The sequence below is a fragment of the Rhodopseudomonas sp. B29 genome (assembly GCF_000333455.1).
In the GTDB taxonomy this organism is placed as follows: Bacteria; Pseudomonadota; Alphaproteobacteria; order Rhizobiales; family Xanthobacteraceae; genus Rhodopseudomonas.
In genome coordinates this window covers 1-12,861 of record NZ_BADD01000346.1, presented here as the reverse complement: position 1 = coordinate 12,861, position 12,861 = coordinate 1, and the positions used below count along the sequence as shown (strand labels likewise).

The following is a 12,861-nucleotide window of genomic DNA, read 5'->3' as shown; positions in this document are numbered from 1 at the left end:
GGTTACGACGTGAGTCATCGTCGGAATTCCAGTGGTGAGACGAAGAGATGGCCGACGCCGCGCGGCGTCGGCCTCGAGTGGCAGGCGCCGAACTACATCCGGCCGACCTGCACCAGCACGTCGGAGAACGTCGGCGCGCGGCCGAGATCGGCGAAGGCCGGCGGAGTCAACGCATGCACGGTGGCGCCCTTGCGGTTGGAGCGCTGCCAATAGCCCGACGGCGCCACCACGACGTCGGCCGACACCGTCGCATAGGCCTCGAACGAGCCGCGATCGTTGAACACGCGGATCGGCGCGCCGGCCTCGATGCCGCGATGCGCGGCGTCGTCGGGGTTGAGGATCACCGCCTGCTCCTCGCCGGCCTGCGCGGTCTGCGCCGGCAGGTTGCCGTAGTTCGAGTTGAGGAAGGCGTGGCTCTTCGGCGAGATCAGGCTGAGCGGATAGCGCTCGGCCAGATGCGGGGCGGTGCGGGCGCTTTCGTTCGGCGAGATGTAGTGCGGCAACGGATCGATCGGCGAGCCGTCCTGATCGCCGCCATAGCCCTGCCGGAACAGCGGCGCGACGAAATTGCCACCCTGCGCGATGGTCGACTTGAACTCGACTTTGCCGGTGGCGGTCGGGAAATTGCCGTCGCGATGCGGCGCCCAGTCGGCCGGCGCCGGCATGTTGAGCCGCGAATAGCCCTGGGCCTTGACCTCCTCCAGCGTGATCCCTTGCAGCACCGGATTGGTCCAATCCAGCGCGGCCTCGATCATCTCGTCGTCGGTGCGGAAGAAGCTCGGGTCGGTGATGCCCATCGCCTTGGCGAGGCGGCGGAACAGCTCGGTGTTGGGGACCGCTTCGCCGAGCGGCTCGATCGCCTGATTGTTGTAGGACAGGTACAGATGCCCCCAGGAGAACATGATGTCCTTCTGTTCGAGCTGCGTGGTCGCGGGCAGCACGATGTCGGCGTACTTCGCCGTGTCGGTGATGAAATGCTCGCTGACCACCGTGAACAGATCCTCGCGTTCGAGCCCCTTCTCGATCTTGTCCTGCTCGGTGACCATCGCCATCGGATTGGCGTTGTAGACGAACAGCGCCTTGATCGGCGGATCGAAGCCGAGCTCGCCGGTCAGCGCCGCGCCGAGCCGCCACGAATTCAGCACGCGCATCTTTTCCGGCGCGAGTTCGGGCCGCATCAGCACTTCCCATTTCACCGGGAAGGCCCAAATCGGCAGCTGCAGCAGACCACCGCCGACGTGCTTCCACGCTCCGATCAGCGCCGGTAGGCAGGCGATCGCCCGCACCGTCTGGCCGCCGCCGGCATGACGTTCCACCGCAACGCCGATCCGCACCACTGCGGGCGGCGTCGTGGCATATTCGCGCGCCAGCTTGAGGATGTCGTCGACCGGAATGCCGGTCTCCTGCGCGGCGAATTCCGGCGTGTAGGTCGCGACGCGCTCGGCCAGTTCGTCGTAACCGACCGTGTGCTTGTCGATGTAATCGCGGTCGACCAGGTTATCCTTGATGATCACGTGCATCATCGCCAGCGCCAAAGCCGCATCGGTGCCGGGCCGGATCTGAATATGCCAGTCTGCCAGCCGCGCGGTGCGGGTCTTGACCGGGTCGATCACCACCAGCTTGGCGCCGTTCTTCTTGGCCTGCTCGATGAACGGCCAGTGATGCGAATTGGTGCTGAGCGTGTTGCACGCCCAGAGAATGATGTACTTCGAGTGCACGAAGCTTTCCGGATCGACGCCCGGCGTATGACCGATCGTCAACAGATAGGCGGTGCAGGAGCCGGAATCGCAGAACGTGCGTTCCAGCACGGTGGCGCCGAGCTTGTTGAACAGCGGATCGCCGACATTGAGGCCGTTGATGACGCCCTGGGTGCCGAGATAGCTGTAGGGCAGGATCGCCTGCGCGCCGTCTTCGGCGATGATCGTCTTCCACCGCGACGCGATGGTGTCGATCGCCTCGTCCCAGCTGATGCGCTGGAACTGCTTGGTGCCCTTCGGCCCGACGCGCTTCATCGGATAGAGCACGCGCTTGTCGCTGTAGACGCGCTCCTCGTAGTTGTTGACCTTCACGCACAGCCGCCCACGCGTGAACGGGTGATCGGGATTGCCGCGTACCGCGATCGCCTTGCCGTCCTCGACGGTGGTCAGGATCGAGCAGGTGTCGGGGCAATCGTGGGGGCAGGCGCCTACGACGGTGGTGCGGGCCATGTGTCTCCTCCGTGTGCACGTTCAGAACATGCGCAAGGATGCGGCACCCGGGCCGGGATGGCTTTTCCAAACCTGCTTGGTTGTTTTCCAAATCTGCCGTGGACGGAAAGCCCCATTCGTGGCATGGTAATTGCTTACCTGGAATACCCTTGCCTGCACTCGCGTCAATCTGTGGAGATTCACGATGGGGATGCTCGGCAATTCTGTCGATAAATATGTTACCGGCAGAATGCTCCAGACTTCGAACGACCGGCGCTGGTCTCATCTGCTCGCGGAGCGCTGGAGCCACGAGGCCGGTGAATTGCCGTCGCTGCTGCCGCGCGACACCGAGATCGCGGTGCTGCTCCGCGGCAGTTCGGTGGTGGACCGCGAGGGCGCCGGGATGCGGCAGCGGACGCATGGGCGGCGCGGCACGGTGTGGTTGTGCCCGGCCGGGATCCGCGAGGATTTCATCCGGGTCGAGAGCGCGATGCACGAGTGCCTGCACATCTTCGTGCCAGGCCGGCCGTTCGAAGACACCATGCTGCAGGACATGGACATCGATCCCGCCGGCATGGCGATCCGCTACGAGGCCATCGACCACGACATCTTCATCGAACACGTCGCCGATCGCATCCTTCAAGAGCTCACGAATGAATCCTCGACCGGGCGTCTGCTGATCGAAAGCCTCGGCCGCGCGCTGTCGGCGCATCTGGTGCATACATACGCGGAGAAAGCGGTTCGCCTGAAGCAGACGCAGGTCGTGAACCGCCCGCTCGATGCGCGGCGGCTGGCACGCGTCACCGATTTTATTAGTTCGTCCGCCGAGCGCGACTTCACCGTCAACGATCTCGCCTCGATCGCCTGCATGAGCCCGGCGCATTTCTCGCGTAGCTTCAAGGCCGCGACCGGCTGCGCGCCGCACGAATATGTCAGCCGGCAGCGCCTCGATCTCGCCAAGCAGCTGCTCGCGAGTGACGGACAGTCGCTGGCCGAGATCGCCTTTGCGACGGGATTTTCCTCGCAGGCGAACTTCAACCGCGCCTTCCGCAAAGCGGTGGGGACGACGCCGAGTCTGTACCGCGCCGAACATCGCAAGTTCACGAGCTGAGCCGCGGCGGACGAGCAACTTCGGCGCCCAGAACTGCATTCGCCGCGTCATTGCCGTGTAACAATGTACCGATAGGTTTTGCCCGCGTTTGATCGAGGCCCCCCGTCGCCGATCAGCGTGCCCAGCGGTCCCCGTCAGTCGCCGCGTCTGACCGGGGCCGCACCTTTTTGAGCACCATTGATAAAGATCGTTACGATGCTGCGCTTCATCCTGGTCATTGCCGCCGTCGTGCCGCTGACGCTGCTGCTGACGCCATTTCACATTCTCGCCTGCCGCTATCATCTGCGCTGGCAGCGGACGATTCCCCAGCTCTATCACCGCCTGGTCTGCGCGCTGATCGGCGTGCGCATTCATCAGGTCGGCAAACCGCTCGGCCACGACCGGCCGGTGCTGATGCTGAGTAATCACGTCTCCTGGCTCGACATCTGTGTGATCTCGGCGGTGACGCCGGCGGTGTTCGTCGCCAAGAGCGAGGTCGCGACCTGGCCGGTGTTCGGCTGGCTGGCGCGGATGCAGCGGACCATCTTCGTCGACCGGCTGGCGCGGCAACGCACCGGCGATGCGACGAAGGAGATTGGCGAGCGACTGCGCGGCGGCGACGCGGTGATCCTGTTCGCCGAGGGCACCTCTTCCGACGGCAGCCGCGTGCTGCCGTTCCGCTCGGCGCTGGTCGGCGCGGTGCATCACGCGCTCGGTGACGACGCGCAGGGCATCGACGTGCAGCCCATTACAGTTCAACCAATGGCGATCACCTACACGGCGTTCGGCGGCCTGCCGATCGGCCGCGAGCTGCGCGAACGCGTGGCGTGGTATGGCGACGCCGACCTGATCCCGCATTTCATCGGCCTGCTCGCCGCCGGCGCCATCGACGTGACGGTGAGCTGGGGCGACGCCATCGCGACGTCCGCGGCGGCGGATCGCAAAGCGATCACCCGCGACGCCGAGCAGTCGGTCCGCCGCATGAGCGAAGCCGCGCGCCGCGCCGGCGTGAAGGGCGCCTACGCACCGCAGCCGGTCGCGCCCGAAACGATCACACCTGCGGCGCAGCCGGCCTGAGTTTTCCTCGCGCCGTCGTGTGATCGCGCCGACTTGCGGCGCAGAGGGCCGCACGCCACAATGCGCGCTCCCTCTCGCACGGATTCTCTCATGCTCATTCGTAATCTCGGCGGCAGCGGCCTGCGCGTCTCCGTCGTCGGCCTCGGCTGCAACAATTTCGGCCAGCGCACCGACGAGGAAACCTCGCGCCGCGTGATCTACAAGGCGCTCGATCTCGGCATTACGCTGCTGGACACCGCCGACATCTACGCCGGCCGCGGCGGTTCCGAGACCGTGCTCGGCAACGTGCTCGGCGATCGCCGCAAAGACATCGTGCTGGCGACCAAATTTTCCAAGCCGATGACGACCGACGGCACCAAACAGGGCGCGTCGCGGCGCTACATCATGCAGGCGGTCGAGGCCAGCCTGACGCGGCTGAAGACCGACTACATCGATCTGTATCAGCAGCACGACTACGACGAGCTGACGCCGATCGACGAGACGCTGCGCGCGCTCGACGACCTGATCCGCCAGGGCAAAGTGCGCTACATCGGCAATTCCAACTTCCCGGCCTGGCGCGTCGCCGAGGCCGAATACGTCGCGCGCGCGCTCGGCACCGAGCGCTACGTGTCGTGCCAGGACGAATACAGCCTCGTCGTGCGCGACATCGAGCGCGATCTGCTGCCGGCGGCGGAAGAATACAACCTCGGCCTGCTGCCGTTCTTTCCGCTGGCGAGCGGCCTGCTCACCGGCAAGTATCAGCGCGGCGCCGAGATCGCCGCCGATACGCGCTTCGCCAAGATGCCGGCGATCCGCGACCGTTACTTCACCGAGCGCAATCTCGACATCGTCGATGCCCTGAAGGCGTTCGCGCAGGCGCGCGGCAAGACGCTGCTCGAGCTGGCGTTCTCGTGGCTGGCGTGTCGCCCGCAGGTCTCCAGCGTGATCGCCGGCGCCACCACGCCGGAGCAGATCGAGCAGAACGTGAAGGCCGCGAGCTGGGAGCTGAGCGACGAGGATCTGGCGGAGATCGATAAAATTACAAAGGGAGCGCCGTAGGGCGGATAAGCGAAGCGCCATCCGCCGTTCCTCGCTTTGCAACCCGCCAAATGCCCGCCGCCTTGCCCGCCGCATGGCGGATGACGCCTTCGGCTTATCCGCCCTACGTTCCGTCTCGTTCGTCATTCCGGGGCGCGCGAAGCGCGAGCCCGGAATCCATACGCCGCAGCGATTGTTTTGGGGCGAGGCGTGAGTCGCTATGCCTAACAACCGGCACAGGGCGCATGGATTCCGGGTTCGCCGCTGCGCGGGGCCCCGGAATGACAGCAGAGAGGCTTCACCCTTCCGCGTATTGCCTTCGCGCCGCGGCGCGGTACGCTGAGCCACCAACTCCGAGCCCACACCGATGCCGCTGCGCCCTGCTCCCTCCACCACGCCCCCGCCCGCTCCGCGCCGGCTGATCTGCGCCGGCTGCGGCGCCGAATTCGGCTGCACCATGGACGGCGACTGCTGGTGCGCGGCGGAGCCGGTGAAGATGCCGATGCCGTCGGATGCGGCCGATTGCCTGTGCCCGGACTGCCTGCGCGAAGCCGCCAAAGCGAGCCGCGCCTCGTGAGCGGACGGGATTGGCAGATCGCCGCGGTGCTGCTCGATATGGACGGCACGCTGGTCGACACCGAGCGCGTCTATATCGAGAGCCTGACCGAGGTGCTGACCGAATTCGGCCTGCCCGATGCGCGCGCCACCTGCGACCGGATGGTCGGGCTGCCGGGGCCGGAGTGCAACGCCATCATGGTGGCGACCTACGGCCGCGATCTGCCGCTGGTGGCGATCGGCAGCGCCTTTGCCGACCGGCGCGACCAGCGCTTTGCGCAGGGCCTGCCGGTGAAGCCCGGCGCCTGCGAATTGCTCGACGCGCTGGCGGCGGCGCGCTGCCCGACTGCGGTGGTCACCTCGTCGTCGCGCCGCACCGCCGAGCAGCATCTGACACTGGCCGGGCTGCGCGCGCGCTTCGACACCATCCTGACCCGCGACGATGTCGAACGCAGCAAGCCGGCGCCGGACGGTTATCTGCTCGCCGCGCAGCGGCTGAACGCGGCGCCGACGGCCTGCGTGGCGATCGAGGATTCCGGCGTCGGCGTCGCCGCCGCCTGCGCCGCCGGCACCATCACCCTGATGGTGCCCGACATGATGCAGCCGGACGAAGGGACGCGCAGCCAATGCGCCGCGGTGCTGCCCGACCTGCACGCCGTGCTGGCGCTGTTGCAGGCGCGCGGCACCTTCGTCGCGGCGTGAACCGGGCATGCGTCATCCTCCCTGTTGTTTGGACGGCGCGGGCGCGCCCGAGGCAGGAAGGCTTTGCGCGGCCGGGGCGCCTGCCCCTTCGCGCCGCGCCCGAAACGAGGGCGCGCGGAACGCCGGACGCAGGGTGCGTCCGCAGCCTCATGCGCAATGAAAACAAGCGCACGAGTTAGTCACCACGGCGCACCGAACACGTCCGGCGTTCCGCACGCGGTGGGCTTCCGGCTTGCTTCGTGCTCTCCCCGGTGGCGTTGTTCGCTTGGGTTCGTCACCGTCGGAACTGAGCTGCCCGGAAGAGACTGACTGTTCGCAGCCAGCGTCTGTCCGGTGGTTTCCTGCGACCGGTCGGCGCGCAGGCGCTCCATACCTTGACGCCAGCGACGGGCGTCGGGACCACACGATTTGGGCCGGCGCGCAAAGGCGATCCGAGTGGGGCGCATCTCCGCCCCGGCCCGCACCGCACAGCGTCGTCGTCAGCGTGGTGGTCGCCGGCTCCATAAACCCCGAGGCAAGCCCATCGGACTTAAGCCCCGCGGTCCCCAACCGCCTTCCCTCCGCGCCCGACGCTGCCGCGTCCACCGCACCCCGCCCCGCGACTAGTGACGATCGCGAGCCGCCCCTCGGTATTGGGACGGGATGGATAGGAATATATACCGCACCGGAAGATTGTCAAGAGATGATCGTTAGCTCTATGTCCATAATGGCCGTTATCCCGTCGATTCTTCCATGGCTGCGATGTCAGGATACTCGGATTGAGACGCTGCCTCCAAATGGCATTAGCAGATTTGATTCATTATTTGGAACAAGACGATGACAGACTACTACAATGATAGCCCAATCGAAGATTTCGAAGATGATTGCTACGGCATAACGCCATTTGCCAAAGCTCTCGCTAAGAGCTTAGTGAATATCAATAAGCCAATTGGCACGACAATCGCCCTTAATGGAGCTTGGGGATTTGGGAAAAGTAGTGCCGTAAATCTCATTAGAAAGGAACTCAACAACATAGGCGATGAAAAACTTGTCGTTAGTGATTTTAAATGCTGGTGGTACAGAGGCGAAGAAGCGCTTGCCTTGGCCTTCCTTCAGGAATTGCATTCAACTTTGAGGGACAAACTTGGCGACAAAGTCAAAGACCTTGTCCCATCGCTGGCGCAAAGGCTGCTCCAAGCTGGCCCGGTCATTGGGACGGCCGTGTCTTTGGCAAGCGGAAGTCCTTTGGCAGCATTGATTCCAGGCGCCTCAAAATTCATGAGCGCATTCTTCCCCGACGGAAACTCCGTTGAAAAGACATTCAAGAAATTATCGAAGGTACTCGAAGCGGAAGACCGGCGATTTTTGATCATCATCGACGATATTGATCGCCTTAACCCGGAAGAGGCCATTTCAGTATTTCGATTAGTAAAGTCCGTCGGGCAACTGCCAAATGTGATGTATCTACTTGTCTTCGATCGATTGCTCGCCGACAAGGCAGTAGAGGCGCGGTACCCTTCCGAAGGGCCACACTTTCTGGAGAAGATAATCCAGGCCGGCTTCGAACTTCCCGCCCCAATGCAGACCGATCTAAATAACGCCACTCTATCATCATTGCAGCGCATTTGCGGTTCGCCCGATCAGCATCAGATCCGACGCACCATGAACGTCTTCTACGATGTAGTAGCCCCTTACATCACATCACCACGTCATGTTACCCGCTTTCAGAATGCCATCAGTGTGACTTGGCCAGCAATTGCCAACGAAGTCAGCCTGGCCGACTTCATAGCTCTTGAAACGCTCCGGCTTTATGAACCGACCCTTTTTAGGGCGATCCGCGCTGAGAGGGCTTCAGTTTGCGGCACGCGCAGGCAAGGCGATCCTGACCAGCGCGATGAGCGCCGCTTTGACTCCTTTCTGCAAGAGGTCCCCGAGACCCGACGTGAGGTCGGCAAGCGAGCATTGCTTCGACTATTCCCCCGTTTGGAGTCGATGGGATACGGAGATGGGTTTCAGCGACAGTGGGACGCGGAGCGGCGCGTCTGTATAGAGTGTCATTTCGATACATACTTCCGCCTATCACTAAGTGATGAGACGATCTCATTGGAGAGCATCAAGACTCTCATCGCCCGGTCAAACGAAAGGGAATTTGTGCAAGCAACGATGCGAAAAGCAGCGCAAACAGAACGCCGCAATGGCACCTCACTAATTCCGGTATATCTGGATGAGCTGACGACGCATGCGCTCAGCGTCAAAAAAGAGGATGTCTCCACACTGTTGGCTTCATTATTTGAAATACACGATGAAATCGATCTGGAGAAAGACGAAGATCGTGGTTTCATGGCAATTGCCAACACGACTTTTCGCTTTCATTGGCTCATCCGTCGTCTGACGGATGATCGTTTTACGATTGCCGAGCGTAGCGAGATGTATATGAACGCCCTAACCTCGGCCTCGATTGGTTGGCTGGTCGACTTCGTAAGCTCAGCAAGGTCTCAGTATCGTGAACGTGACGGATCGCAAAGAAATGAAGAGGACTGTCTAGTCAGCCAAGATCTACTACCTAACCTAAGCATGCACGCTCTTCGTGCCATCCGATCAGCCGCAGCCGACAGGTCTCTGCTGTTGCATCGAGACTTAGTTTACATACTATATCGCTGGCGCGATTTCTTGGACAACGACCCCTCAGAAGTCCGCAGGTGGACAGACAGCCTTCTTTCTGACCCTGAAGCGCTTGTCATTCTTGCGCGCGGGTTTACTAGTCAATCATGGTCAATGGGAATGGGAGGATTTGGAGCCCTAGAGGATCGCGTATCAACGCCAACCACCATCGTCCAGATTAGCGATAAAACGAACATTTTAGATGTTGAGGCTTTTCGAAAGGCACTGGAAAGATTCGGGACCGAGAGAACAGTCGACCGCGATACCCTAATTACGGTCGAAGATTTTCTTGATAACTGGAATAGGAAGAGCACGAACGAGGATTAAACCTTTGAAGTAATACTGTAGAGCACACAAGCCGAAGCCGTCGTGCGCCGCAGTGTGGATGATGGGTTACGGCTTTGCCTAACCCACCCTACGGCGCTTACTCCGCCGCCACGCGGGACAATTCGCCTGCGTCCCGGAGTTCGACGTAGAGCTAGATCGGGTCGAGGTCGAAGCCGTTGGGCCAGGTCGGCGCGCCCATCTCGACGAAGGCGCGGGCGCAGGTGGCCGGACCGCGGAGCGGCGCTGGCATCGGCCGTCGGAGTTCAGGATATCCGACAGATCGCGGACGCCTTCGCTTCCGTCGATGAGCGCAGCCACAAGCGGCGGCCGTCGACCGGCCGTTCTCTTTACACTTGCCGAGTCAGCGAGCGTAGCCCGGATGGAGCGCAGCGAAATCCGGGAGCTACCGTTGTCCCGGATTGCGCTTCGCTTCATCCGGGCTACAGACTACCGCATAAACGTGACTTCCAGTCTTTGCATCGACGTACTCAATGCAATTTGATCGATCACGGCTTTGAACCTTGACGACATCCAGTGCCGTTATGATCTCCGAGAGGGATGTTGAGCCATCTCGATTCCAGTCCATTTCGTCGAATGAACGATACCCCAATCGCCAAAGTCCAATGACCACATATAACAAAGCTACGCATGGCAAGATTATTACAAATATGCCTATGGACCGCATTGCGATCTCCGAACGTCGAGGACTAGCTGATTGATCCTGATGAGAACCTGTAGCGAGCGCAACCCGGATCGAGCGAAGCGAAATCCGGGCTACAAGCTGGAACTACGGTCACCTATCCATTTAGGAAGTTGGCGAGCGACGGCGACGCACCCGACAACGCCCCAGGCTAAAGAGAACAGGTGGACACCAAACAGAGCCACGAAGGTGAAGGGGTGGTCGTCATACGAGACCAACCGATACTTATTTGGCTCGCCCGGCGCCCTAAAATTTGCCCAGAGTAAACCAGTGTCATACCACTGAACCAGACTGTAAACGCCATGGGCGCCTATCAGTAGCATGACCAAAATGCCGATGAACATCTTCATCCCAACCTCGAAGAGTTTAGATTGTCTGCGGCCCCAGCGCGGCGGGTGAAGGCGGCGGGTTACGGCTTCGCCTAACCCACCCTACGGCTGCGTGGCGCCCGCCCTACGCTCCCTGACCTTTCTCCTTGATCCGCTTCACCTCCCGCATCTGCGACGAGAAATCCTCCAGCGCGGCGAGCGCGTGGTCGCTGAGGCCTTCGCGGGGGAATTCCTTGACCAGCACCTCCAGCGCCTCGCCGATGCGGCCGAGCTGGCGGCCGTAGGAGCCGACCTCGTCGAGGATTTGCGCCTCAAGCTGCGGCGCCGAGGAGCGGCCGAGATTGATCGACAGCAGGCTGAACTGATTGCCGACCACGCTGGTGAACCAGCGCCACGGATTGATCACCTGCGCCACTCCGCCGCCGAACGGCGCGGCGCCGCCGCCGGCGGAGGGCAGGTCGGTGTCGGTGAAGTTTACGGGCGCGAGCATCTGGGCCATGGGAGTCTCCGTGCAATGCGGTTGGTGAGGACAAACGGCGGGATGATAGCGCGGAAATCGCGGGCACGGCGTGCGGTTGTTGACGGGCGGCGTGACGCGGCGAATGGGCGAGTCAGTGCTTGGGTCGCCCTCACCCCAGCCCTCTCCCGCAGGCGGGAGAGGGGGCGCGCTGCGGCTTGCGGTTGGGGACGTGGGGAACGTGGAAGCGCCGCGGCCGGAGGCTGCTATTCCGCGGCCACGCGGGTGAGTTCGCCGGCGCGTTCCATTTCGCGGCGCAGCCATTCCGGTGCGATGTCGAATCCGTTCGGCCAGGTCGGAGCGCCGAAGTCCAGGAACACACGGGCGAAGTAAGCTTCGTCGCGCAACGGCATCAACAGCGATCCCGGCGCAGCAACATCACCCGCGAAATCGTGGACACCTTCGCTGCCGTCGTTGAACCTCACCCGCAGCCGGTGGCCGCCGAGCTTGTCCAGATGGGTGACCTTAGTCAGCATCGAGGCCTGCAATCCTTTCAGGTTGCTCGCCGGCTCGTGCGAGGCTCCAATTATCACGCAATTGCTGGCGTCGCGCCAGTGCCCATTCTTTCACGAGCCTCGCCGCGGCTGCCGGAAGGCGCCCTTCGATCACCTCGCCGGATTCGATCGAAACGAAGGCTTCAGACTCCCTATAGATGGCATGAAAATGCGGCGGCGGATGGTCGCGGACATACATCCTGATAGCAATACCGTAGAACCAGGCAATCGTCGGCATAGCGAAAAACCTTCGCCGCAGATTTGAAATGGCGTGCAAACTATCAACGTCGAAGTCGCCGCGATACGCGCAAGAGGTCGAAACTAAGTCACCCTCCCCTGGAGGGGGAGGGTCGGCACGCAGACCGCGCAGCGAGATGCGGGACGGGGTGGGGTGAGCCGCGGGCACGACGTCTCATAACTTCGCCACCCCACCCCGCTCGCTACGCGAGCGACCCTCCCCCTCCAGGGGAGGGTGTTCTTGTGGCACGCTTAGTTTGCAAGGAGCTGAGCGAATCCAGGTCGTGAGCGTCCCCGGATTACCCTTCGCTTCATCCGGTCGATGCGCAGCTACGGCAGCGTCTTCTCCCCTCCCCCTTGCGGGGAGGGTCGGGGGTGGGGGGCCACGAGCACAGTGCTCGCGTCGCCCTCACCCCAACCCTCTCCCGCAAGCGGGAGAGGGAGCGCGCTGCGGCTGGGTCGGGGGTGGGGGTCACGGGCACTGCGACTCGTGGACCCCCACCCCCGGCCTCCGCTTCGCTCGGCCGACCCTCCCCGCAAGGGGGAGGGGGACCGAGAGGCTCGCGAAAAAAGAAATGGCCGGGACTTAGCCCGGCCATGACGCGATGAGGTGATCAGTTATCCGGCTTCGCCAAGGGGCTTCGCCGGACGCGGTCCGGCTTGCTTAGTTGTCCAAGAATGAGCGTAGCTTGCGGCTGCGGCTCGGATGCTTCAGCTTGCGCAGCGCCTTCGCCTCGATCTGGCGGATGCGTTCGCGGGTGACGCTGAACTGCTGGCCGACTTCTTCCAGCGTGTGGTCGGTGTTCATGCCGATGCCGAAGCGCATGCGCAGCACGCGTTCTTCGCGCGGGGTCAGCGAGGCGAGCACGCGCGTGGTGGTCTCGCGCAGGTTGGACTGGATCGCGGCGTCGATCGGCAGCACCGCGTTCTTGTCCTCGATGAATCGCCGAGATGGCTGTCTTCCTCATCGGCGACCGGGGTTTCGAGCGA

General features: G+C 62.8%; 10 protein-coding genes and 1 pseudogene. 6 read left to right on the top strand and 5 right to left on the bottom strand.

All coding sequences use genetic code 11. From position 1 onward, the window contains the following. Positions 1–92 precede the first annotated feature (92 nt). Positions 93–2,207, bottom strand: coding sequence for a molybdopterin-dependent oxidoreductase (locus I5M_RS12495; protein ID WP_022721710.1), 2,115 nt, complete (start codon positions 2,205–2,207; stop codon positions 93–95). A 229-nt stretch (positions 2,208–2,436) separates the two neighbouring features. On the opposite strand from I5M_RS12495, the gene I5M_RS12490 reads away from it, so the two are divergent. The 6 genes from I5M_RS12490 to I5M_RS12465 all read left to right on the top strand — a co-directional run bounded on the left by I5M_RS12490 (position 2,437) and on the right by I5M_RS12465 (position 9,594). Then, positions 2,437–3,297 (top strand): AraC family transcriptional regulator, encoded by an 861-nt coding sequence (locus I5M_RS12490; RefSeq protein ID WP_244431991.1) that lies wholly within the window; start codon positions 2,437–2,439, stop codon positions 3,295–3,297. Positions 3,298–3,492: 195 nt separating this feature from the next. Next, positions 3,493–4,353: a 1-acyl-sn-glycerol-3-phosphate acyltransferase gene (locus tag I5M_RS12485; RefSeq protein ID WP_022721708.1), complete on the top strand. Its 861-nt coding sequence runs from the start codon at positions 3,493–3,495 to the stop codon at positions 4,351–4,353. A gap of 90 nt (positions 4,354–4,443) precedes the next feature. Next, positions 4,444–5,391: an aldo/keto reductase gene (locus I5M_RS12480; protein ID WP_022721707.1), complete on the top strand. Its 948-nt coding sequence runs from the start codon at positions 4,444–4,446 to the stop codon at positions 5,389–5,391. 346 nt (positions 5,392–5,737) lie between these two features. Then, on the top strand, positions 5,738–5,947 hold the full coding sequence (locus I5M_RS12475) for a cysteine-rich CWC family protein (RefSeq protein WP_022721706.1): 210 nt from the start codon (positions 5,738–5,740) through the stop codon (positions 5,945–5,947). Then, positions 5,944–6,627 (top strand): HAD-IA family hydrolase, encoded by a 684-nt coding sequence (locus tag I5M_RS12470; protein ID WP_022721705.1) that lies wholly within the window; start codon positions 5,944–5,946, stop codon positions 6,625–6,627. Before I5M_RS12475 ends, I5M_RS12470 begins: the two co-directional genes overlap by 4 nt. Positions 6,628–7,443: 816 nt before the next feature. Continuing rightward, positions 7,444–9,594, top strand: coding sequence for a P-loop NTPase fold protein (locus I5M_RS12465; protein ID WP_022721704.1), 2,151 nt, complete (start codon positions 7,444–7,446; stop codon positions 9,592–9,594). Positions 9,595–10,747: 1,153 nt separating this feature from the next. On the opposite strand, the gene I5M_RS12450 is transcribed toward I5M_RS12465, so the two are convergent. From I5M_RS12450 to I5M_RS12435, 4 genes and pseudogenes are all read right to left on the bottom strand, one after another. Further along, the gene (locus tag I5M_RS12450; RefSeq protein WP_022721702.1) at positions 10,748–11,122 is read right to left on the bottom strand and encodes a hypothetical protein; all 375 of its coding nucleotides are present in this window, start codon (positions 11,120–11,122) and stop codon (positions 10,748–10,750) included. A 224-nt stretch (positions 11,123–11,346) separates the two neighbouring features. After that, positions 11,347–11,628 carry a DUF2442 domain-containing protein gene (locus I5M_RS12445; protein ID WP_244431990.1) on the bottom strand — a complete coding sequence of 94 codons (282 nt, stop codon included), beginning with the start codon at positions 11,626–11,628 and terminating at the stop codon, positions 11,347–11,349. Further along, positions 11,606–11,872 carry a DUF4160 domain-containing protein gene (locus I5M_RS12440; RefSeq protein ID WP_022721700.1) on the bottom strand — a complete coding sequence of 89 codons (267 nt, stop codon included), beginning with the start codon at positions 11,870–11,872 and terminating at the stop codon, positions 11,606–11,608. Before I5M_RS12440 ends, I5M_RS12445 begins: the two co-directional genes overlap by 23 nt. A 663-nt stretch (positions 11,873–12,535) precedes the next feature. After that, a pseudogene (locus I5M_RS12435) lies at positions 12,536–12,861 on the bottom strand (sigma-70 family RNA polymerase sigma factor); the annotation flags it as partial.

Coding starts and splice junctions, on each gene's coding strand:
- I5M_RS12495 (WP_022721710.1), bottom strand. CDS start 2,207: ATGGCCCGCACCACCGTCGTAGGCGCCTGCCCCCACGATTGCCCCGAC.
- I5M_RS12490 (WP_244431991.1), top strand. CDS start 2,437: ATGCTCCAGACTTCGAACGACCGGCGCTGGTCTCATCTGCTCGCGGAG.
- I5M_RS12485 (WP_022721708.1), top strand. CDS start 3,493: ATGCTGCGCTTCATCCTGGTCATTGCCGCCGTCGTGCCGCTGACGCTG.
- I5M_RS12480 (WP_022721707.1), top strand. CDS start 4,444: ATGCTCATTCGTAATCTCGGCGGCAGCGGCCTGCGCGTCTCCGTCGTC.
- I5M_RS12475 (WP_022721706.1), top strand. CDS start 5,738: ATGCCGCTGCGCCCTGCTCCCTCCACCACGCCCCCGCCCGCTCCGCGC.
- I5M_RS12465 (WP_022721704.1), top strand. CDS start 7,444: ATGACAGACTACTACAATGATAGCCCAATCGAAGATTTCGAAGATGAT.
- I5M_RS12450 (WP_022721702.1), bottom strand. CDS start 11,122: ATGGCCCAGATGCTCGCGCCCGTAAACTTCACCGACACCGACCTGCCC.
- I5M_RS12440 (WP_022721700.1), bottom strand. CDS start 11,872: ATGCCGACGATTGCCTGGTTCTACGGTATTGCTATCAGGATGTATGTC.